Origin of the sequence: Amycolatopsis sp. FBCC-B4732 (genome assembly GCF_023008405.1) — a bacterium.
Taxonomy (GTDB): Bacteria; Actinomycetota; Actinomycetes; order Mycobacteriales; family Pseudonocardiaceae; genus Amycolatopsis; species Amycolatopsis pretoriensis_A.
Window position 1 is genome coordinate 1,198,265 of sequence record NZ_CP095376.1, and the last position, 20,378, is coordinate 1,218,642.

17 protein-coding genes are annotated in these 20,378 nt (G+C 72.6%); 13 read left to right on the forward strand and 4 right to left on the reverse strand.

Translation table 11 applies throughout. The features are described from left to right. The first annotated feature begins 54 nt into the window (after positions 1 to 54). Together dinB and MUY14_RS04785 are read left to right on the forward strand one after the other, a co-directional pair. Positions 55 to 1,269, forward strand: coding sequence for a DNA polymerase IV (gene dinB / locus MUY14_RS04780; RefSeq protein WP_247025054.1), 1,215 nt, complete (start codon positions 55 to 57; stop codon positions 1,267 to 1,269). Positions 1,270 to 2,094: 825 nt separating this feature from the next. After that, entirely contained in the window at positions 2,095 to 2,499 is a 405-nt protein-coding gene (locus MUY14_RS04785; protein WP_247021189.1) for a DUF3040 domain-containing protein, read from the forward strand. 129 nt (positions 2,500 to 2,628) lie between these two features. On the opposite strand, the gene MUY14_RS04790 is transcribed toward MUY14_RS04785, so the two are convergent. The 3 genes from MUY14_RS04790 to MUY14_RS04800 form a co-directional block, all read right to left on the reverse strand. Continuing rightward, on the reverse strand, positions 2,629 to 5,106 hold the full coding sequence (locus tag MUY14_RS04790; protein WP_247021191.1) for a DUF3488 and transglutaminase-like domain-containing protein: 2,478 nt from the start codon (positions 5,104 to 5,106) through the stop codon (positions 2,629 to 2,631). Further along, positions 5,103 to 6,377, reverse strand: coding sequence for a DUF58 domain-containing protein (locus MUY14_RS04795; protein ID WP_247021193.1), 1,275 nt, complete (start codon positions 6,375 to 6,377; stop codon positions 5,103 to 5,105). The genes MUY14_RS04790 and MUY14_RS04795 overlap by 4 nt, the downstream gene beginning before the upstream one ends. A 92-nt stretch (positions 6,378 to 6,469) precedes the next feature. Beyond that, positions 6,470 to 7,537: a MoxR family ATPase gene (locus tag MUY14_RS04800; RefSeq protein ID WP_247021195.1), complete on the reverse strand. Its 1,068-nt coding sequence runs from the start codon at positions 7,535 to 7,537 to the stop codon at positions 6,470 to 6,472. 306 nt (positions 7,538 to 7,843) lie between these two features. Here MUY14_RS04800 and MUY14_RS04805 point away from each other — a divergent pair, with 306 nt between their 5' ends. The 4 genes from MUY14_RS04805 (at position 7,844) to MUY14_RS04820 (ending at position 10,055) form a co-directional block, all read left to right on the forward strand. Next, on the forward strand, positions 7,844 to 8,194 hold the full coding sequence (locus tag MUY14_RS04805; RefSeq protein WP_247021197.1) for a hypothetical protein: 351 nt from the start codon (positions 7,844 to 7,846) through the stop codon (positions 8,192 to 8,194). 4 nt (positions 8,195 to 8,198) lie between these two features. Continuing rightward, on the forward strand, positions 8,199 to 8,723 hold the full coding sequence (locus MUY14_RS04810; RefSeq protein ID WP_247021199.1) for a DUF3558 domain-containing protein: 525 nt from the start codon (positions 8,199 to 8,201) through the stop codon (positions 8,721 to 8,723). A 76-nt stretch (positions 8,724 to 8,799) separates the two neighbouring features. Further along, positions 8,800 to 9,303, forward strand: coding sequence for a PPE domain-containing protein (locus tag MUY14_RS04815; RefSeq protein WP_247025055.1), 504 nt, complete (start codon positions 8,800 to 8,802; stop codon positions 9,301 to 9,303). Beyond that, positions 9,300 to 10,055 carry an ESX secretion-associated protein EspG gene (locus MUY14_RS04820; protein ID WP_247021201.1) on the forward strand — a complete coding sequence of 252 codons (756 nt, stop codon included), beginning with the start codon at positions 9,300 to 9,302 and terminating at the stop codon, positions 10,053 to 10,055. Before MUY14_RS04815 ends, MUY14_RS04820 begins: the two co-directional genes overlap by 4 nt. A 38-nt stretch (positions 10,056 to 10,093) precedes the next feature. Here the strand turns inward: MUY14_RS04820 and MUY14_RS04825 are convergent, their stop codons facing one another. Then, positions 10,094 to 11,077, reverse strand: coding sequence for a hypothetical protein (locus MUY14_RS04825; protein ID WP_247021203.1), 984 nt, complete (start codon positions 11,075 to 11,077; stop codon positions 10,094 to 10,096). Between the two features lie 683 nt (positions 11,078 to 11,760). On the opposite strand from MUY14_RS04825, the gene mraZ reads away from it, so the two are divergent. The 7 genes from mraZ (at position 11,761) to mraY (ending at position 20,377) form a co-directional block, all read left to right on the forward strand. Then, positions 11,761 to 12,192: a division/cell wall cluster transcriptional repressor MraZ gene (gene mraZ, locus MUY14_RS04830; protein WP_125314530.1), complete on the forward strand. Its 432-nt coding sequence runs from the start codon at positions 11,761 to 11,763 to the stop codon at positions 12,190 to 12,192. Between the two features lie 216 nt (positions 12,193 to 12,408). Further along, a complete protein-coding gene (gene rsmH / locus MUY14_RS04835) occupies positions 12,409 to 13,362 on the forward strand; it encodes a 16S rRNA (cytosine(1402)-N(4))-methyltransferase RsmH (protein WP_247021205.1) in 954 nt (317 codons plus the stop codon). Then, the gene (locus tag MUY14_RS04840; protein WP_247021207.1) at positions 13,359 to 14,093 is read left to right on the forward strand and encodes a hypothetical protein; all 735 of its coding nucleotides are present in this window, start codon (positions 13,359 to 13,361) and stop codon (positions 14,091 to 14,093) included. The genes rsmH and MUY14_RS04840 overlap by 4 nt, the downstream gene beginning before the upstream one ends. Further along, a complete protein-coding gene (locus tag MUY14_RS04845; protein ID WP_247021210.1) occupies positions 14,093 to 16,018 on the forward strand; it encodes a penicillin-binding protein 2 in 1,926 nt (641 codons plus the stop codon). The genes MUY14_RS04840 and MUY14_RS04845 overlap by 1 nt, the downstream gene beginning before the upstream one ends. Positions 16,019 to 16,254: 236 nt before the next feature. Continuing rightward, entirely contained in the window at positions 16,255 to 17,799 is a 1,545-nt protein-coding gene (locus MUY14_RS04850) for a UDP-N-acetylmuramoyl-L-alanyl-D-glutamate--2,6-diaminopimelate ligase (protein ID WP_247025056.1), read from the forward strand. Further along, a complete protein-coding gene (murF, locus tag MUY14_RS04855) occupies positions 17,796 to 19,298 on the forward strand; it encodes a UDP-N-acetylmuramoyl-tripeptide--D-alanyl-D-alanine ligase (RefSeq protein WP_247021212.1) in 1,503 nt (500 codons plus the stop codon). The genes MUY14_RS04850 and murF overlap by 4 nt, the downstream gene beginning before the upstream one ends. Beyond that, on the forward strand, positions 19,295 to 20,377 hold the full coding sequence (gene mraY, locus MUY14_RS04860; protein ID WP_247021214.1) for a phospho-N-acetylmuramoyl-pentapeptide-transferase: 1,083 nt from the start codon (positions 19,295 to 19,297) through the stop codon (positions 20,375 to 20,377). The genes murF and mraY overlap by 4 nt, the downstream gene beginning before the upstream one ends. The last annotated feature ends 1 nt before the right edge of the window (position 20,378 follow it).

A 20,378-nucleotide genomic window follows, 5' to 3' on the forward strand; every position in this document is an offset into this window, starting at 1 on the left:
GTGGTGCCCGGTAGCGTCCCGGGCGTGGGGCGAAATGCTGAACTGCCGGGCGGGATGGCCCGGTTCCGCGTCCGGCCGGGGGAGCCGGCGCCGGACGACGCCGGCTGCGGGCTGCTGCACGTCGACATGGACGCGTTCTTCGTGTCCGTCGAGCTGCGCACCCGCCCCGAGCTGGCGGACAAACCGGTCGTCGTGTCGGGCGGCGGCCCCCGCGCGGTCGTGGCGGCGGCGAACTACCCGGCGCGCAAGTTCGGTGTGCGCTCGGCGATGCCGTTCTCGACCGCCAAGCGCCTCTGCCCGCACCTGATCAACATCCCGCCGACGTCGGGCCTGTACGGCGAGGTCTCCCGCGGGGTGATGGGGATCTTCCGCGAGCTGACGCCGCTGGTCGAGCCGCTGAGCCTGGATGAGGCGTTCCTGGACGTCAGCGGAGCACTGCGCCGCCTGGGCGCGACACCCGCTTCGCTGGGCGCGCAGATCCGGGCGCGGGTCGAGGCCGAGCACGGGATCACCTGCTCGGTCGGCGTGGCGAAGGTCAAGTTCGTGGCGAAGCTGGCGTCGGGGATGGCGAAGCCGGACGGCATGGTCGTCGTCCCGGCGGCGGAAACGCTGGCCTTCCTGCACCCGCTGCCGGTCTCGGCGCTGTGGGGCGTCGGCGCCCGCACGGAGGAACAGCTGAAGCGGCTCGGCCTGGACACGATCGCGGACGTGGCCGCGTTCCCGCCGGAGCGCCTGAAGAAGTCGCTGGGAACGGCGATCGGCGAGCACCTGTACCGGCTGGCGCATGGAGTCGACGAGCGCGCGGTGGTGATCGACTCCCCGGAGAAGTCGATCGGCGCCGAGCACACTTTCGACGTCGACCGCCATGACCGGGCTTCGCTGGGCCTGGAGCTGCTGAGGCTCTCCGAGCGGGTGGGGGCGACGCTGCGGGAGCGGGGCGTCCGCGGCCGCACGGTGTCGATCAAGGTGCGCTTCGCGGATTTCCGCACGATCACCCGTGCCCGCACGCTGATGTCGGCGACGGACGTGGCCCGGGAGATCCACGCGGTGGCGGTGGCGCTGCTGGCGGAGCACGCGCCGACGGGGGCGGTCAGGTTGATCGGCGTCCGCGTGGAGGGCCTGGACACGGGGGAGGCGGGCGAGCAGCTGGTGTTCGATTCCGCGGCGCCCCGCTGGCGCGACGCCGAGGTGGCGGCCGACGTGGCGAGATCGAAGTTCGGCTCGGCAGCGGTGCGGCCGGCGTCGTTGCTGGCACCGCGGGAGCAGTGAGGGGAGAGCGGCCGGAAGTGGCGAGGGAGCCGGTGGAGGGGAGCGGTCGCCCGCCGCCCGCACTGCCATCCGCTCAATCGCCTTCCCCATCCGCCATCCGCTCGCTCGCCGCCTCAACCCGCCATCCGGTCGCGAGCCCCGCCGCCACCCGCCAATCTTGTTGTTCGGCCGCGCACCGGCGGCGAGCGCCAACCCTCCGCTCGCCGCCGGTCACCAGACCACCCGCCGCCGATCCCGCCGTCCGGCAGCGCGCCCGCCGCCCCAACCTGCCTCCACCGCCGACCCCGGTTCAGCCCGCCACTGCCAACCCCGCCCCGCCGGACCGCGAACCGGCTGCCCCACCCCGCCCGCCGACCCCGCGAACCGGCTGCCCCACCCCGCCCGCCGACCCCGCCAACCGTCCGTCCCACCCCGTCCGCGGTCCGGCTGCCGATCCCGCCTCGACCGTTGATTCCGGTTCGGCCGCCTGCTGCCGCCAACCCCGCCCGACCGCCGACCCCGCCAACCGGCCGCCCCACCCCGTCCGCGACCCGGCCACCCACCCCGCCCCACCACCGGTCGTGTACGGAAGGTGATCTTCCGCTCGTCCGCCATCCCCCACATCGCCGCTCAGGCCGTTAACCGGTCACGATGGGCCACCGTGACCCTCCGCGACGCCCCTCCGGCGGGATTTAGCCCAATTCGATCCCTACTGGATGCGGGATCGGGTAGTCGTGCGGGCGCGGGCCTCGTATCCTGGACAGTGCCACCCCGCCTGGGGTTGGCTGTTGGGTCCAGGACGTTGCGCGGCCCGGCGCCCGCGACAGCTGTGCCGGAGGAGGAAAGATGCCACTCTCCGAGCATGAGCAGCGGCTGCTCGATCAAATCGAGCGCGAGCTCTATGCCGAGGACCCCAAGTTCGCATCCACGGTGCGTGGCACCCGGTTGCGTCGCCCCGCTCGCCGACGGCGGATTCAGGGCATCGCCCTGTTCGTGGTGGGCGTGGCCCTGCTGGTGCTGGGCGTGGTGGTGCCGCAGTTCCGGGTGGCCGACATCCCGCTGATCAGCGTGCTCGGGTTCCTCGTGATGTTCTTCGGGGTCATGTTGGCCGTCACATCGATTCGGCACGCCGCCGAGGGGGACGGCAAGGGCGGTGGATCGGGCGCCCGCGGTGGCAAGCAGCCAGGGCGGCGCAGTTCCTTCACCCAGCGGATGGAAGAACGCTTCCGCCAGCGCTTCGAGGAGCAGTAGCGCCGCAAGACCACGAGATCCGCGTCCGGCCACCCAGGCCGGACGCGGATCTTCTTGTGTGCTCTACGCCTCGCCCCGGTGGGTCACCCGCGTCCGTGACAACGGGTGACCCCCGATCGGGTCAACTGCTCAGTCCCGGTTGCGGAACAGGGACTTCGGGAAGAGCCGGCCCTTCCAGGACAGCGGCGCGTTGCGGTGCAGGCTCCGGCGGAGGTGGTCGAACGCCGACGGCAGCGTCGGGTCGCCTTCACCTTCTCCGCCGTACCAAGACCGCTCGACCACGCCGATGACCGTGCGGAGGCCCTCGCGGCCCTCGTCGTCCAGGTGGTGCTTCGCTGCCAGTTTCTGGCCGGCCACGCGGACCGTGTCGCTCGGCGGAATCGGCAACCCGCGGTCAGCGCACTCGGCGCGCAGCTCGGACCACGCCGCGTCCGCCGCGCCCGGGCGGTGGCCGACGATCTCCTGCAGCCGCCGTCGCCTGCCGACGTCGCGGGCGGCCGAGGGGCCGAGCAGCCCGGCCAGGAGCAGCACGACCAGCAGGCTGAACCACCAGGCCACCAGCCAGGTCAGCACGCCGAGCAGCGCCACCCACAGCGCCGCGGCGATCAGCGGCAGCCAGTTCTTGAGCAGCGCGCTCAGCCCGGTGGCCGCCGGTTCGCGGTCCGGCCGTCGTCGTCGTCCGCCGGCGATCACCAGGACCGTCGCCAGCAGCGCGAGCGCGAGCAGCGCCAGCACCAGCGCCCACACCCAGTCCGGCGTGCCCGGGTCGGCCTGCTCCGGGCCCTGCGCCTGCTGGTTCTGCCCGGTGTCGCGCGGGACGCCGGTCGGCGCCGCGCTCGACTGGACCGTGCTGGGCGCCACCTGGGTGTCGTCCGGCTGGTCGCCGTCCTGCGGGCCGGCCTGCAGGTACGGCGGGGTGATGCCGCGCCCGTCGGACAGCGGGGTCGGGTCGAACGTCACCCAGCCCTTGTCGCCGAAGTACGCCTCGACCCACGCGTGCGCGTCCTGGGTGCTGATCGACAGGTAGTCGTTGACCTGCGAGCCGGGGGTGAAGCCGATCGCCACCCGCGACGGGATGCCCGCCACCCGCAGCATCACGGCCATCGCCGAGGCGAACTGCTCGCAGAAGCCGCGCTTGCCGTTGAGGATGAAGTCGGCGAGCGCGTCCGCGTCGTTGGCCGGCGCGGTCTTCGTGTCGTAGACGAAGCCGTTCTGCGCCGTGAAGTACCGCCAGATCGCCGACGCGCGGTCGAAGTCGTTGCCCGCGCCGGCGATCAGCTGCTGCGTCTTCGCGCGGACGCGGTCGTCGACCCGGTCGAGCTCGGTGTAGCGCGGCGGCAGGTCGTCGACGCGCGCGGTCACGCGCAGCTCGGCGGCCGTCGGCTCCTTCAGCGACGCGTATTCGACGTACGACGGCGGGGTTTCGCTGCGCGTGGTGAACACCGTGCCGCTGACCTGGTCGTAGAGGTAGCCGTTGCCGGCACCGTCGATCACCCGCGGCGCGCCGAACACCGGCAGCCAGTTGTCGCGCCAGCTCGTCGGCTCGACGTCGATCTTGCGCGCGGCGCCGGTGCCGTCGTCGCCCGGCGCGGCCGGCAGCTGCGGCCCGACCGGGACGCCCTGCTGCGAACGGCCCTCGTCGTGCAGGCCCCAGCCCTTGTTCGGGTAGAAGGTGTCCAGCGTCATCGCGCGCAGCAGCCGCCGGTCGGTGCCGAGGCCGCGGACCTTGAACAGCTCGCGGTTGGAGCCCTGGTCGAGCATCCCGCGCAGCTCGGTGAACGGCTGGATGCCGAAGCCGCCGGAGCCCGCGCCGGCGCCGTTCCCGCTGGCGCCGAAGGGGATCCGCCCGACCGTGCCGACCCACGTGATCGCGCCGCCGAACAGGCCGAGCACGATCGCCGCGCTGACGACCGCGACCGGCGCGGACAACACGCCCTGCTTGCCGCTGCGGCCGGGTGCTTCACGGGTCCGCCAGCGCCGGTGCCGGTGGTTGCCGTCGACGGCCAGCAGGCCGGCGAAGGCCGCGCCGCCGAGCAGGAACGTCCACCAGGGCAGCATTTCCTCGCTCAGCGCGGCCGGCACGGCGTAGACGCAGAGCAGCACGAGCCCGGTCGCGGCCGGCGCCGCGGCGGCCACCGTCAGCGTGTCGACCAGGACGGCGACCAGGCCGATCAGGATCGTCACCAGGCACAGGATCGGCTGGCTGCCCTCGACCGGCGGCAGCCCGACGCGGATCTGCTCGGCGGCGGCCGAAAGCGTCGTGCCGATCTCTTCGAACGCGTCCGGGCCGGGGATCACCTGCAGGATCCCGTTCGTGGTGAACGCGCCGGTGATGAGGAACAGCAGCACCAGCAGCTGGCCGAGGCCGACCAGCACGGTCGGCACCTGCAGCGAGCGCAGCGCCAGCCCGGTCGCGCCGATCAGCAGGACCGCGACGAAGAGGTAGCCGAACCAGGCCAGTCCGGCCACGACGCTGGTCACCGACGTCGCCGCGCAGAGCGTCGCGATGCCGGCCGCGGCCGGCGCCAGCAGGCTGCTCCGCCAGGCCGACAGCGGGTGCTGGGACGACGGGCGGTTCGCCGGGCGCGGGGGTGCGGAGGTGCTCATCGCTGACCGCCGATCAACGTGTGGCCGCGGGCACCGCTGCGGCTGAGCTCGGCCCACACCTGCGGCATCGGCGAGCCGGGCCCGGCGATGACCACGCCCCAGCCCGACGCGCGCAGCAGCGCGGCCGAGTCTTCGGTGGCCGCGGCCCGCTGCTCGGGCGCGCTCACCCCCGCCGACCAGGTGGGCGTGTCGAGCAGGACGGCGAGGCTGCGGATGCCGCGCGGACGGTACTGGGTCAGTTCGTGGACGGCTTCGGTGCTGACCGTGCCGAGCACGGCGATCAGCTCCTGGCCCTCGCCGGGGTCGCCGGCCAGCGTGATGTCCCGCTGGTGTGCCGGCTGCAGCGCGGCCAGCGCGTCGAGCAGGACGTTGTCGTAGTGGTCCCCGCCTTCGCCGGGGGTGTCGGCGAGGGTGATCCCGTGCTCGCTGACCAGCCGGACGCGGTGCCCGGACCGGCGCAGGTGCAGCGCGGCCGACGCGGTGAACGACACCGCCCACTCCAGGCTGGCGGCCGGGCCGCTGCCGTGGTGCGCGGCGGCGCGGTGGTCGAGCAGCACGGTGGTGCCGCCGCGCCACGGCCGTTCTTCGACGCGCACCATGATCTCGTCGCGGCGCGCGGTCGAGCGCCAGTGCACCTTCCGCAGGTCGTCGCCCTGGCGGTACTGGCGGACGATGACGTCGGCCTCGCCCTGCCCGGCGTGCAGCCGGACGGTGCCGTCGTCGCCGACGCCGATCCCGGCGCCGCTCGGCATGCCCCACAGCGGGACCACCCGGGGCACGACGACCAGCCGCGAGTGCCCGATCAGCTCGCGCTCGAACTCGCACAGCCCGAACGGGTCGGTGATGGTCGCGCGCAGCGGCCCGACCTGCTGGACCCCGCGCAGCACCGGCTGCAGCGGGTAGCGCAGCGCGACGCGGCGGTCGTGCGGGAGCCGCTCGACGACGAACCGCGGCCGCGAACCCAGCGCGTACGGCACGCCGTCCTCGAGCAGGATCTCGCCGGCCGGCAGCCGGCCGCTGCGCCACAGCTCCAGGTGGACTTCGCCGTTGCCGCCGACCGCGACGCGCTGCGGGTTCAGCGTGCGGGTGGCGCCGATGCGCAGCCGGGTCGCCGAGATGAACGCGGCGACCAGCAGCGGCAGCGCCACCACGAACACCGCCACGCGCAGCAGGTCGCGTTCGTTGAGCACGAACGAGCACACCGCGGCCGCGATCCCCGCGGCCAGGAGGCAGCGGCCGCGGGTGGTCAGGCCGGACAGGGCACGCAGCATGCCGTTCTCTTCCCCTTCGCGCGCTGGAACAATTTTTCGGGGGTTCGGGTGGCGGAGCCCCCGACCTGGGGCGAAGCCCCAGATGTCACCAGCTAGGGACGGGAGCCCTGCGGCACCGGGACCCGGTGCAGCACCGCGCGCACGACGTCGGTCGCCGACCGCCGCGCCGCGTGGGCCTCGGTGGTCAGCACCAGGCGGTGCGCCAGCACCGGAACCGCGACCGTGTGCAGGTCGTCCGGGACGACGTAGTCGCGGCCCGACAGCGCCGCCTGCGCCCGCGCCGCGCGGACCAGGTGCAGCGTGGCCCGCGGGGAGGCGCCGAGGCGGATCTCCGGGACCTGCCGGGTGGCCGCGACGACGTCGACGGCGTACCGGCGGACCTCCGGCGCCATGTGCACGTTGCGGACCGTCTCGATCAGGCGGTGCACGGTCTCGCCGTCGGACACCGGCTGCAGCTCTTCGAGGGGGTTGTGGCCGGCGTGCTCGTCGACCATGGCCAGCTCGGCCTGCTGGTCGGGGTAGCCGATGGAGACGCGCGCGGTGAAGCGGTCGCGCTGGGCCTCGGGGAGGGCGTAGGTGCCTTCCATCTCGATCGGGTTCTGGGTCGCGATGACCATGAACGGCTCTTCGAGGCGGTAGGTCGAGGTGTCGACGGTGACCTGGTGCTCTTCCATGCACTCCAGCAGCGCCGACTGCGTCTTCGGCGAGGCGCGGTTGATCTCGTCGCCGACCACGATGTTCGCGAACACCGGGCCGGGGCGGAAGTCGAACTCGCCGGACTGGCGGTTGTAGATCGAGACGCCGGTGACGTCGCTCGGCAGCAGGTCCGGGGTGAACTGGATGCGGCTGACCGTGCAGTCGATCGACCGGGCGAGCGCCTTGGCCAGCGACGTCTTCCCGACGCCGGGGACGTCTTCGACCAGGAGGTGGCCTTCGGCGAGCAGCGTGACCAGCGCGATCCGGATGACGTCGGGCTTGCCGACCAGCACGCGTTCGACGTTGGCGGCGATCCGGCGGGCGGTTTCGTGCAGCTCGTCCAGCGACACTCTGGCGGGCCGGCCGGCGGCCCGGCCGTTGCCCGTGGACTCCGCCGGGTAAGGCGGCCGTCCGGATGCCTGCTCGCCCGATCCGGGCGTCGCAGACTGGATTCTCGACGTCACTCGACCTCCTGGTGGCGCGTGGCCGCGCGCACTGTGCGCACCGCCGGGCCGAACGGCCCCCATCGCTGCTGTCCGCGCGCAGCGACCAGCCTTCCATCCAGTGTGTCAAACCCGGGCGAACCAGGGGCCGGAACCCCGTGAACCCCGGGCAATCACGCCCGCCACGGCGGTTGATGACACTGCGCAAGCAGCGACGATACCCCGAACGGGTGTGTTGTCACCCGATTCTGGGTGCTCCCGCTGACACCCCGCTTTGTCGTATGCTGCGTTTCGAGGTCGCCCGGCTACAGAGAGGCGTAACCGCTCATGAGCGACGTGCGCGCGCAACCGCCGTTCGACGTGCGCGGCTTCGCGGTCGCGCCCGAGCTGGCCGCGGACGCCTACGGGAAGCTCGGTCGGCTGCAGGACGTCGTCGGCGAGATGGTCCGCGAGGCCAAGGTGCTGGGGCGGACGGTGCCGCTCGGCGGCGGGTACGCGGGGGAGCTGGGCCGGTTCATGGCCGAGTACGGCATCGGCGGCCAGGGGTCGGCCGTGCAGCAGCTGACGGCGTTCGGCAAGGAGCTCGAGACGCTCAAGCACCGGATCTCGGAGGCGCTGGCGAAGTACCAGCACGCCGACGAGCAGGCGGCGGACGGGGTGGACTGCTCGGGTGGCTGATCGGATGCGACTGCTGGGGGTCCCGGTCGCGCTGGTGGTGCTCGCCGGCTGCGCGCAGACCTCGCCGCGAACCGAGATCGGCCACACCACGTCGACCCCGGCGTCGTCGACGCCGCCCGTCGCGTGGACCGGCCTGGCCGCGATGGACCCGTGCACCTTGCTCAGCCCCCAGGACCGCTCGAGCGCCGGGGTGAGCGTGCTCGGCAAGCCCAAGGAGATCGCGGGCGCCCGCGCGTGCGACTGGACCGTGCCCGGCGCCTTCGGCGTCACCGTGACCCTCAGCGAGACCGACGGCCTGGCCGACCTCGAAGTCGCGAAGAAGACCGCGACGAAGACGACGGTCGGCAGCCACCCGGCGCTGAAGGTGATGGACAAGAAGGCCGCCGACGGCACCTGCGCCGTGCTGCTCGGGGTCGGCGACGCGGCCAGCGTCCAGATCGACGTCAGCAACACCGGTTTTTCGGACACCCCGCTCGCGTGCCGCCGCGCGGGCACGGTGGCCGGCCTGGTGGAACCGAAACTGCCCTGACCACGAGAGGTGCGCCGTGCCCGACGCCCAACCGCCCGTCCCCACCGCGCGGTACGAGTCCTACAGCCACGAGGCCATGGCCGCGGAGGTCGAGGCGGGCAACGACCCGGTCGCCGCGGGCGAGGCGGGCGCGCGCTGGGACGGGCTGGCGAAACGGCTGCAGGAGTCGACCGCCGAACTGGCCGGGCTGATCACGTCGTCGCGGGAGAACTGGCGGGGCGGCGCGGGCGACGCGGCGCGGGCGGCCCTCGGCCGGGCCGCGGACTGGCTTTCGCACTCCGCCGCCGTCTCGGCTTCGGTCGGCCGCGCGGTCGGCGCGCAGGCGGAGGCGGCGGCGCGGGCTCGGGCCGACATGCCGCCGCCGGTGGGCTACGACCCGGCGTCGATGATCCGGGACGCGGCTTCGTCGGGGAACCTGCAGGTCCTGGCAGGACTGTCGGACGAGCTGGCGGTCCGCCGCGCCGAGGCGGAAGCCGCGCGGCAGAAGGCGATCGACGTGATGCGCACCCGCGACGCGGCGCTGCACGGCCACGTGCCGGCCGAGACGTTCCCCGCCGCGCCGTCGCTGGGGCAGGCTTGATCCGCGTCTCGGCGTCGGCGTTCGACATCCTGTGGACCGACCTCGGCCACGACCGCCCGCCGGAGCCGCTGAGCGTCCGCAGCGTCGGCGGCACCGAGGAGGAACGCGCCGAGGTCCGCAAGGCGGTGTACGACAACCTGGCCGAGCGCGGGCTCTACGACGGTTCTGCGCTGGAGCCGGCGTTGACGGAGCGGCTCGCGCTGCTCGCCTCGGCGGAGGTCTTCGTGGCGTGCGAAGCGATGGTGGACATGACGGCGGAAGCCCCGTTCCGCGCGGTGACGGCGGTCCGCGGCCGCCGGGGCGTCCTGGCGACCCAGCCGGAGCAGACGATCGCACTGGCGGCCATCCGCGACGCCGAGCTGTGCACGGCGATCATCGACGTCCTCCCGGAGCTGACGGCCGGCCCGGGGTACGGGGTGAGCCTGCCGGCGTCGTCCTTGGCGGGCTCGGTGGAGGACCCGGTGTTCTCTTCCCGCGGCGCGGCTTCGGCGGCTTCGTCGGCTCAGCTGCGGGAGGTGCTGGCGATCCAGGCGCGCCCGGTGTACTCGGCGGGGTCGTTCAGCGTGAGCCGCCGTGGCCCGTCGGGGAGGGTGGCGCGGGTGGGCGGGCTGTCGTGGTTCGACACGGACGTGGGCGCGTATTGCGCGACGAAGACGCCGGGGCGGGGCGGGCAGGACTGGGTGAACGTGACCCCGGTGGACAGCACCCGCCTGGCGGCGCGGGTCGCGTCACTGCTCACTCCGGAGGACTGACCCGGCCCCGCAACGTCATGAACGACTCTTTCATGTCGTCAGGCGCCATGAACGACTCTTTCGTGACGTCCGGTCAGGACCACGGGCGGACGCGGGTGGGTTGCGGCGGCCTGGTACGCGGAGATCAGCTCGGCGACGACGGCTCGGGGGTCGTCGCGCAGGCGGCTCGGCACGGTCTGGACCACGGCGACGCCGGCGGCCGCGTAGCGGTTGTTGCGGGCGAGGGTTGCCGCGTAACCGGGCTGCCCGAAGTGGAACTCGTAGGAGTCGATCTCCCAGGCGAGGGCGACGTCGTCGAACCAGGCGTCCGGGGTGGCGATGTAGCGGCCCCGGTCATCGCGGAGTTCGAAGTTCCAGACGGGCTCCGGCAGGCCTGTCCGGCGCCACACCGCCATGGCTTCGGCTTCCGCGGCCGAACGGGCGCCATCGGTGATCTCCCGGAGCGCTGAACGCGGCAACGCGGTTCCCCGCTTGCTGCCGGCCTCCAGCTCAGCGGCCAGCTCGGCCGGGTCGACGCCGAGCTGCTGGACCGCCTCGGCGAGCAAGGCCCGGATCGGTGCCCGCTCACGCAAACGCCGGCACTCGTCGAGCACCGCCCGCACCGCCGGTGCGACGACGAGCCCGTCGCACCGGACCGGAACGGGCATGCGCTTGGTACGTTCGACGAGGACGTAGCCGGTGCTGGTGGTCTTCAGGTGCAGCGGCAGCAGGACGTGGATCAGCTCGCCCGGCACGGCCGGCCGGTCGAGGCCCTGCCTGCGGCACGCTTCGACACCCGTGACCACGGCTTGGTCGCCGCAGTGGAGGAGAGCGCCTTCGACCAGCTGCCGCCGTGTGGGTTCGCCGGTGCGCAGCAGCACCACACCCGGGAGGAGCCGCCGCCAGGGCCCGCCGGGGAGGCACCGCCGGTAGCTGGTTCCCTGCGGCACGCCCAGCGCCTCCAGGTGCGCCACCGCGATCACGCCTCGTCGGCTGGCCGCGAAGAGCGCTTCCGCGTCGCGCGTCCAAGATCCTCTTGTCACTCGCCGATCGTGACTCGTTCGGCCAGAGGGAACCAGAGCTTTGCGCGATCTGTGGACTACTCGGGGTGACTTCGCGTGCCTGTGGACAAGTCCCGGTGTGGTCCGGACGTCATGAACGACTCTTTCATGGCGTCCGGCGAGGTGAACGACTCTTTCATGACATCCACGCGCGGCGGGGGAGGGGCGGGGTGCTCTTCGCTGGATCCAGCCGGGAGCTCCCTTCGGTCCCCACGCACCCCCACTGGCGTCCCGGCGCGCCCGCACCCGGGGGCTCCACGTTCCCCACCCACAGCCCCACGTGCCCTCACCCGTGTCCCCACGGGACCCCACCGAAGGCCCCACGCATCCCCACCCGGGGCCCCACGCACCCCCACCCGGGTCCCCACGGGACCCCACCCGGGGCCCTTAGGGTTCCTTCGCGGCCGTTATGCGGACGTCCGGGGTACAGCTGAGGTTGCTCCGGCCCCCGCCGAGGGGGATCTTGGCCACCGCCCCCCACACTGGCCCCCACCTGCCCCCACCTCGTTGACCTGCGTAAACGGACCACACGACGGAGTGAGCCGTCGGTTTCTCGCGTTGACTGTGGTGAAAAGTGGGGTACGGTGGTGGCCAGTGGGGCGGAAGGGAAGCCCTGGAGCCGTAGACGGTGGTTCGCCACCGGGTGCGGTAGGGAGGTGGAGGCCGTGTTCCTCGGCACCCACACCCCGAAGCTGGACGACAAAGGGCGGCTCGCGCTGCCCGCGAAGTTCCGCGACGCCTTGGCCGGCGGGCTGATGCTCACCAAGGGGCAGGACCACTGCCTCTTCGTCTTCCCCCGCGCCGAGTTCGAGCAGATGGCGCGCAAGGTCGCCGAGGCCCCGTTCACGAACGAGGCGGTTCGGGCCTACCAGCGCTACCTGTTCGCCGGGACGGACGAGCAACGGCCGGACGGCCAGGGGCGCATCACGATCGCGTCCGAGCTCCGCCGCTACGCGGGGCTCAGCAAGGAGTGCGTGGTGATCGGGGCGATCACCAGGCTGGAGATCTGGGACGCCCAAGCGTGGCAGGGCTACCTGGAAGAACACGAAGACAGCTACGCGAAGGCTCGAGAGGAAGTACTGCCGGGCGTCTTCTAGACGTGCGGACGCGGTGCACCTTCGTCGTCGGGGGACGAAGAGGTTCGCCGCCCGCGCGAAGAGGGGAAGCCCACCCGGATGCCGTGAGGCCTCTGTCCGCTCAACAGCCCTGGTGCACCTTCCCCGGTACCAGGTCCGCAGCGGGCGGACAGGGACCTGACGGCATCCGCCATATTTCCCCCGGGCCGCCCAGGCGAGAAAGGGGGAGGGAACACCATGGCGGCACCCGAACACGTCCCGGTACTGCTGAGGCGCATCGTCGAGCTGTTCACCCCTGTGTTCGCCGACCGAGACGGCGTCCTCGTGGACGCGACCGTCGGGCTCGGCGGCCACTCCGACGCCCTCCTCGAAACGTTCCCGCGGCTGCGCCTCGTCGCCTTGGACCGCGACCCGGCCGCGCTGGAGAAGTCCGGGGAGCGCCTCGCGCGCCACGGTGACCGCGTCGACTTCGTGCACACGGTCTACGACGGACTGCCGGAAGCCCTCGAGGGGCTGAAGATCGACAAGGCCGACGGCATCCTGTTCGACCTCGGCGTCTCCTCGATGCAGCTGGACCGGGCCGAGCGCGGGTTCGCCTACTCCAAGGACTCGCCGCTGGACATGCGGATGGACCCGACCACCGGGTTCACCGCCGCCGACGTGCTGAACACCTACGCGCCCGGCGAGCTGATCCGGATCCTGCGGGACTACGGCGAAGAACGCTTCGCGCAGCGGATCGTCAAGGCCGTCGTGAAAGCCCGCGAACAGGAGCCGTTCACCACGAGCGGGCGCCTGGTCGAGCTGCTCTACGACGCCGTCCCGGCCGCCACCCGCCGCACCGGCGGGCACCCGGCCAAGCGCACCTTCCAGGCGCTGCGGATCGAGGTCAACGGCGAGCTCGAGGTGCTCCGCCGAGCCATGCCAGCGGCACTGGGCGCCCTGAAGACGGGCGGGCGGATCGTCGTCGAGTCCTACCAGTCCCTGGAAGACCGGCTCGTCAAGCAGGCGCTGGCCGAGCTCGCGAAGTCCCGCACGCCGGAAGGACTCCCGGTCGAACTGCCGGGACACGGACCTGAGCTGAAGCTCCTCACCCGCGGGGCCGAGAAGGCCGGCGACGAGGAGATCGAACGGAACCCGCGCGCCGCCTCGGTGCGGCTGCGGGCCGCAGAGAGGATCGGAGAGCCGCGATGACCGCTCCCACGAGGTCCCGCCGCCGCACCGCGCCGGCGACGCGGGGACGCGGCGAGGCCGCCCGCACCTCGACCACCGTCGAGCCGGACCCGCAGACCACCGAACCGGGCAAGGCGTCGCCCCGGCGCGCGTCACGAGGCCGCACGTCCGCGGCCGAACGCGCCTACGCCCGCCGTGCCCAGCGCGCCGACCTGCTCAAGGAGCGCGAGCCGCGCCCGCAGCCGAAGGCGGCCCAGCCCGGCACGCCCGCACCGAAGCTCAAGCTGAAGCTGCGGCTGCCGAAGTCGCGCGCCTCGTTCGTGCTGCTGATGATGGCGCTGCTCGCCGTCGGCGTGGCCACCACGCTGTGGCTGTCCACGCAGGCGATCGCCGACTCTTACCGGCTCGAGCAGCTGCGCACCACCAACGCGAGCCTGGCCGAGGCGAAGGAACAGCTCCAGCGCGACGTCGCCAAGGCCGAGTCGCCCGCGTCGCTGGCCCCCGCGGCCCAGCAGCTGGGCATGGTGCCCGGCGGCGACCCGGCGCGGATCGTCGTCGGCCCGGACGGCAAGACCTCGCTCGTCGGCGAGCCCAAGAAGGCCAAGGGGGACACGCCGGCGGTGCCGGTCGCGCCGCCGGCCGCGCCCGCCGCGGGCACGCAGTCGCAGCAGGGCGCGCCGATCGAAGGTGACCAGCCCGCCGTGCCCGCGGAGGAGCAGCCGCCGCCCGCGCAGCCGGGGGCCGGTCAGTGATGGCTTCGTCCAGCCGGGGACAGGTCCGCGCGCGCTCCGCCGGGAGCGCGCGCCGGACCTACTCCGCCGGGACGCGCAGCGCGGCCGCGCGCCGGGGCAACGGCGGCAACCGCACCCGGTTCTCCGCCGTGCGCCTGATCCTGGTCGCCGTGCTGCTCGTCGCCGGCGGGAAACTGGTGCAGGTGCAGTGGTTCGAGGCCGGGGCGCTGTCCGCCGCGGCCGAGCGGCAGCGCACCCAGACCATCGACATCCCGGCCCAGCGCGGGTCCATTGTGGACCGCAGCGGCGCCAAGCTGGCGTTCAGCGTCGAGGTGCGCACGCTTTCGGTGAACCTCAAGGCGCTGCACAAGAGCATGGACGACTTCGCGACGAAGAACCCCGGCACCGCGCGGACCTTCGACAGCGAAACCGCCGCCGCCGCGAAGTACATCGCCGGCAAGCTGCCGAACGTCATCGGCGAGCAGCAGCTGCTGGACCTGTTCCACAAGCAGGCGTCCTTCACCTACCTGGTGAACAACGTCGAGCCGTCGATCGCCACCGACATCGTCAAGCACTTCGCCTGGATCGGCGTCGAGAAGCGCGCGCTGCGCGAATACCCGGGCGGCAGCCTGGCTTCGAACATCGTCGGCGCCGCGAACTGGCGTTCCGACGACCCGGACGTCTCCAAGCACAACCTGCACGGCCTGGTCGGGCTGGAGCTGCTGCGCGACAACGACCTGGCGGGTACGCCGGGCCGGATGATGGTCAACACCAAGAACGGCAGCGACAACGTCGTCATCCCGGGCACGGAGCACGACCTCCAGGCCGCCGTCCCCGGCTCGGACCTCGAGCTGACCATCGACTCCGACCTGCAGTACGAGGTGCAGCGGCAGCTGTCGGACTACGTCCAGCAGTCGCACGCCAAGGGCGGGCAGGCGGTCGTCACGGACACCAAGACCGGCGAGGTCTACGCGCTGGCCAACGACAAGACGTTCGACCCCAACGACCAGTCGACCTGGACCAACGAGGACCTGGCCAACCCCGCGGTCACGACGCCGTTCGAACCGGGTTCGGTGAACAAGGTCGTCACCGCCACCGGCGCGATCGACGAAGGCATCGCGACGCCGGAGTCGACGATCCAGGTGCCGGGCGCGCTGCAGGTCGCCGACAAGACCGTGCACGACGCCTGGACCCACGGCACGCAGACGTTCACCACCGCCGGCATCTTCGCCAAGTCGTCCAACATCGGCACGCTGCTGCTCGCCCAGAAGATCGGCGAGGAGCACTACTCGGAGCTGCTCAAGCGGTTCGGCCTCGGGCAGCGCACCGGCGTCGGCCTCCCCGGCGAGAGCGCGGGCGTGGTGCCCGCGCGCAGCCAGTGGTCGGCGACGACGTTCGGCAACCTGCCGATCGGGCAGGGCCTGTCGATGACCGTCCTGCAGATGGCGGGGATGTACCAGGCGATCGCGAACGACGGCCTGCGCGTGGAACCCCGGATCGTCAAGGCGAAGGTCAACCCGGACGGGACGACGGTGCCCGAGCCGGCGCCGAAGAGCGTCCAGGTGGTCAGCCCGCAGACGGCGAAGACGGTGCGCGACATGATGCGCGCGGTCGCCCAGAACGGCAAGGGCGTGCAGAAGGGCACCGCGCCGACGGCGGCGGTCGAGGGCTACCAGATCTCCGGCAAGACGGGCACCGGCCAGCAGGTCGACCCGCGGACGAAGGCCTACAGCGACCACCTGTACAACATCACCTTCGCCGGCATCCTGCCCGCCGACCACCCGCGGTTCGTGGTGGGCATCCGGCTGGACGCGCCGGACACGACGCTGCCGGTCGGGCACTCCGCGGCGCCGCTGTTCCACAGCATCGCGTCGTACCTGACGCAGCGGTACCAGATCCCGCTGTCGGACGGCCCTTCGCCGGAAGTCCCGCTCATCGTCCAGTAAGCACTGTGCGTCAAAGGCCCCTCACTCCGGTGGGGGGCCTTTGACGCGCCCATCGTCCACATCGGTCCGGAGCGCGGGGGAAGTCCTTGCGGTGCAACAAGGTCCGGGACGTCGCTTAGCACATCTGCCTCAGCCGCGCGCAATCGCCGTACCGCGTGCGGGCGCCCGAACCGGCCGCCGGTAGCCTCTTGGCCGTGTCCGTGTCCTCGTCCAGTTCCCAGGTGCCGGAAAGCCCGGTGAAAGCGGTCCCCGCGCCGCCCCGCCCGGCGCGCATCGACCCGGTCCCGCTGGCGACGCTGCTCGCCAGGGCGGACGCCCGGCTGATCGCCGACTCGCCCGACGCCGCCGACCTCACCGTCACCGGCACCACCCTGCGGGCCCAGCACGTGCTGCCCGGCGACCTCTTCGCCGCCCTCCCGGGGGCCAGGGCCCACGGCGCCGACTTCAGCGACCAGGCGGTCGCCGCCGGTGCCGTCGCGGTGCTCACCGACGCCGCGGGTGCCGAGCGGCCCGCCCTGCGCGACGCCGGTGTCCCGATCCTCGTGCACACCGACCCGCGCGCCGCCCTCGGCGAGATCGCCGCCTGGATCTACGGCGAGCCCTCCCTGCGGCTGGCCGTCCTCGGCGTCACCGGCACGTCCGGCAAGACCACGACGTCGTACCTGGTCGACGCCGGGCTGCAGGCCGCGGGCCTGACCACCGGCCTGATCGGCACGGTCGAGACGCGGATCGCGGGCGAACGCCTGGTCAGCGGCTTCACGACGCCCGAGGCGCCGGACCTGCAGGCGCTGCTCGCGGTGATGCTCGAGCGCGGCGTCACGCACGTGCCGATGGAGGTCTCCAGCCACGCGCTCGCGCTGGGCCGCGCCAACGGCACCCGGTTCGCGGTCGGCGCGTTCACCAACCTCTCCCAGGACCACCTGGACTTCCACAAGGACATGCAGGAGTACTTCGCCGCGAAGTCGCTGCTGTTCGACGGCCGCTCGACCAGCGAGGTCGTCGTGGTCGACAGCGCGTGGGGCCAGGCGCTGCTCACGCCGCAGACGATCACCGTGACCACCGACCCGGGCACCGAAGCGGCGTGGAAGGCCACCGACCTGGAGGCCACCCCGCACGGTGAGCAGACGTTCACCCTGCACGGCCCGGACGGCGCCAGCGCCGCGGCGAAGATCCCGCTGCCCGGCGAGTTCAACGTCGCCAACGCCGTGCTCGCGGCCGCGATCCTGAGCACCGCCGGGGTGGGCCTGGAGCACATCGTCGCCGGGCTCGCGCAGGTGCAGGTGCCTGGGCGGATGGAGCGTGTTTACGTCGGCCAGGAGTTCACCGCCGTCGTCGACTACGCCCACAAGCCGGCCGCGGTCGCCCAGGGCCTGGACGCGCTGCGGGCCCGCACCGAGGGCCGGATCATCACCGTGCTCGGCTGCGGCGGCGACCGGGACACCGCCAAGCGCCCGATGATGGGCGAGGCGGCGGCCCGCCGCAGCGAGTTCCTGATCGTCACCGACGACAACCCGCGTTCCGAAGACCCCGCGGCGATCCGCGCGGCGATGCTGGCCGGCGCCCGCGCGGTCGGACCCGCCGAGGGCGGCGAGGTCATCGAAATCGGCGACCGCCGCGAAGCCATCGAGCACGCGGTCGCGCTCGCGCGGCCGGGCGACATCGTCTTCCTCGCCGGCAAGGGGCACGAGTCCGGCCAGGAGGCCGGCGGCGTCGTGCACCCGTTCTCCGACCGCGACGAGCTGGCCGCGGCCATCCGCAACAAACTCGAGGTGAATGTGTGATCGTGCTCAGCCTGGCCGAGATCGCCGACGTCGTCGGCGGCCGGCTGCACCGCGCCGAACCGGGCGTGCGGGTGACCGGCAGCGTGGAGTTCGACACCCGGCAGCTCACCCCCGGTGGCCTGTTCGTCGCCCTGCCGGGCGAGAAGGTCGACGGCCACGACTTCGCCGCGCAGGCCGTCGAGGCCGGCGCCGTCGCCGTGCTGGCCGCCCGCGAGGTCGACGCGCCCGCGATCGTCGTGCCCCCATTGGGGGAGGGGGAGGCCCACGAGCGGTCGGTCGCGCTGACCGGCGACAAGGACGGCTCCGGCGCCGCGGTGCTGGGCGCGCTGGCCAAGCTCGCCCGGTACGTCGTGCAGCGGCTGGCCGAGGGCGAGCTGACCGTCGTCGGCGTCACCGGCTCGTCCGGCAAGACGTCGACGAAGGACGTCATCGCGCAGCTGCTCGAGCCGCTCGGCCCGACGGTCGCGCCGCCCGGGTCGTTCAACAACGAGCTCGGTCACCCCTGGACGGCCCTGCGGGCCGACGCGAGCACCCGCCACCTCGTGCTGGAGCTGTCCGCGCGCGGCCCCGGGCACATCGCCCACCTCGCCGAGATCGCGCCGCCGAAGATCGGCGTCGTGCTCAACGTCGGCACCGCGCACGTCGGCGAGTTCGGCTCGCGCGAAGGCATCGCGAAGACCAAGGGCGAGCTGGTCGAGGCCCTGCCCGCCGACGGCGTCGCGATCCTCAACGCCGACGACCCGCTGGTCAGCGCCATGGCGAGCCGCACGAAGGCCCGGGTCGTGTTCGTCGGCGAGAGCCCGTCCGCGCAGGTCCGCGCCGAGGGCATCACCCTCGACGACGAGGCCCGCGCGTCCTTCCGGCTGGTCACCCCGGCCGGCGAGGCCGACGTCAAGCTGCCATTGCACGGCGAGCACCACGTCGGCAACGCGCTTTCGGCCGCGGCGGTCGCCCTGGAGCTGGGCGCGACCCCGGCGGAGGTCGCCACGCGGCTCTCGGGCCTCGAACGGCGGTCCGCGCGCCGCATGGAGGTCGTGACGCGCGAAGACGGCGTCACGATCCTCAACGACTCCTTCAACGCCAACCCCGAGTCGATGCGGGCCGGCCTCAAGGCGCTCGCGGCGATGACGCGGGAGAGCGGCCGCCGGTCCTGGGCCGTGCTCGGCGTGATGGGCGAGCTCGGCGCGGACGCGATCACCGCGCACGATGAGATCGGCCGCCTGGTCGTCCGGCTCAACATCGCCAAGCTCGTCGTGATCGGCCCGGAAGCGGCCGCCATGCACCAGGGGGCGCACCAGGAGGGTTCCTGGGGCGAGGAATCGACCCTGGTACCCGACGTACGCGCCGCCATCGCCCTGCTGCATGATCAGCTCCGCCCCGGGGACGTGGTGCTGGTGAAGGCCTCCAAGGCCGCCGGCCTCTGGCGGGTCGCCGAAGCACTGCTCGAACCCCGGGAAACCGACAACTCCGAGAATCGCTCGAACGGTGGTGACGCGTGATCAGCATCCTGATCGCGGCCGCGGCGGGCCTGCTGGTCTCCATCATGCTGACGCCCTACCTGATCCGGGTCTTCTCCCGGCAGGGCTTCGGCCAGGAGATCCGCGAGGAAGGCCCCCAGGGACACAAGTCCAAGCGCGGTACCCCGACCATGGGCGGTGTCGCGATCATCATCGCGATGGTCGTCGGGTACTTCGCCGCGCACTTGATCAACTGGATGTTCAACTCCCGCAGCGGCGCGCCGACGGCCTCCGGGCTGCTCGTGCTGATGCTGGCGGTGGGCCTGGGGATCGTCGGGTTCCTCGACGACTTCATCAAGATCCGCAAGCAGCGCAACCTGGGGCTGAACAAGACCGCGAAACTGGTCGGCCAGCTCGTGGTCACCATCGCGTTCGCGGTGCTGGCGCTGAACTTCGCGGACGCCCGCGGCATCACGCCGGCGTCGGAGAGCCTCTCCTACGTCCGCGACCTCGCGCTGATCACGTTCCCGGCGGTGATCTTCGTGATCTTCTGCTACGTCGTGATCTCCGGCTGGTCGAACGCGGTGAACTTCACCGACGGGCTCGACGGCCTGGCCGGCGGCTCGGCGGCGATGGTGCTGGCCACCTACGTCGTCATCGCGTTCTGGCAGGAGCGGCTGAACTGCGCCAACGGCCCGGCGCCCGCCTGCTACGACGTCCGCGACCCGCTCGACCTGGCGGTGGTCGCCGCCGCGGCCACCGGCGCCTGCGTCGGGTTCCTCTGGTGGAACGCGGCCCCGGCGAAGATCTTCATGGGCGACACCGGCTCACTGGCCCTCGGCGGCCTGGTCGCCGGCCTGTCCATGACCACCCGCACCGAGCTGCTCGCCATCGTCATCGGCGGCCTGTTCATGGTCGAGATGATCTCGGTGGTCGCGCAGATCGCGGTGTTCCGGACGACCCGGCGAAGGCTCTTCCGGATGGCACCGTTCCACCACCACTTCGAGCTCGCCGGGTGGGCGGAAACCACGGTCATCATCCGGTTCTGGCTGCTCTCGGCGATCTGCTGCATGTTCGGGCTCGGCCTGTTCTACAGCGAGCAGCTCGGCTTCGGCGGCTGAC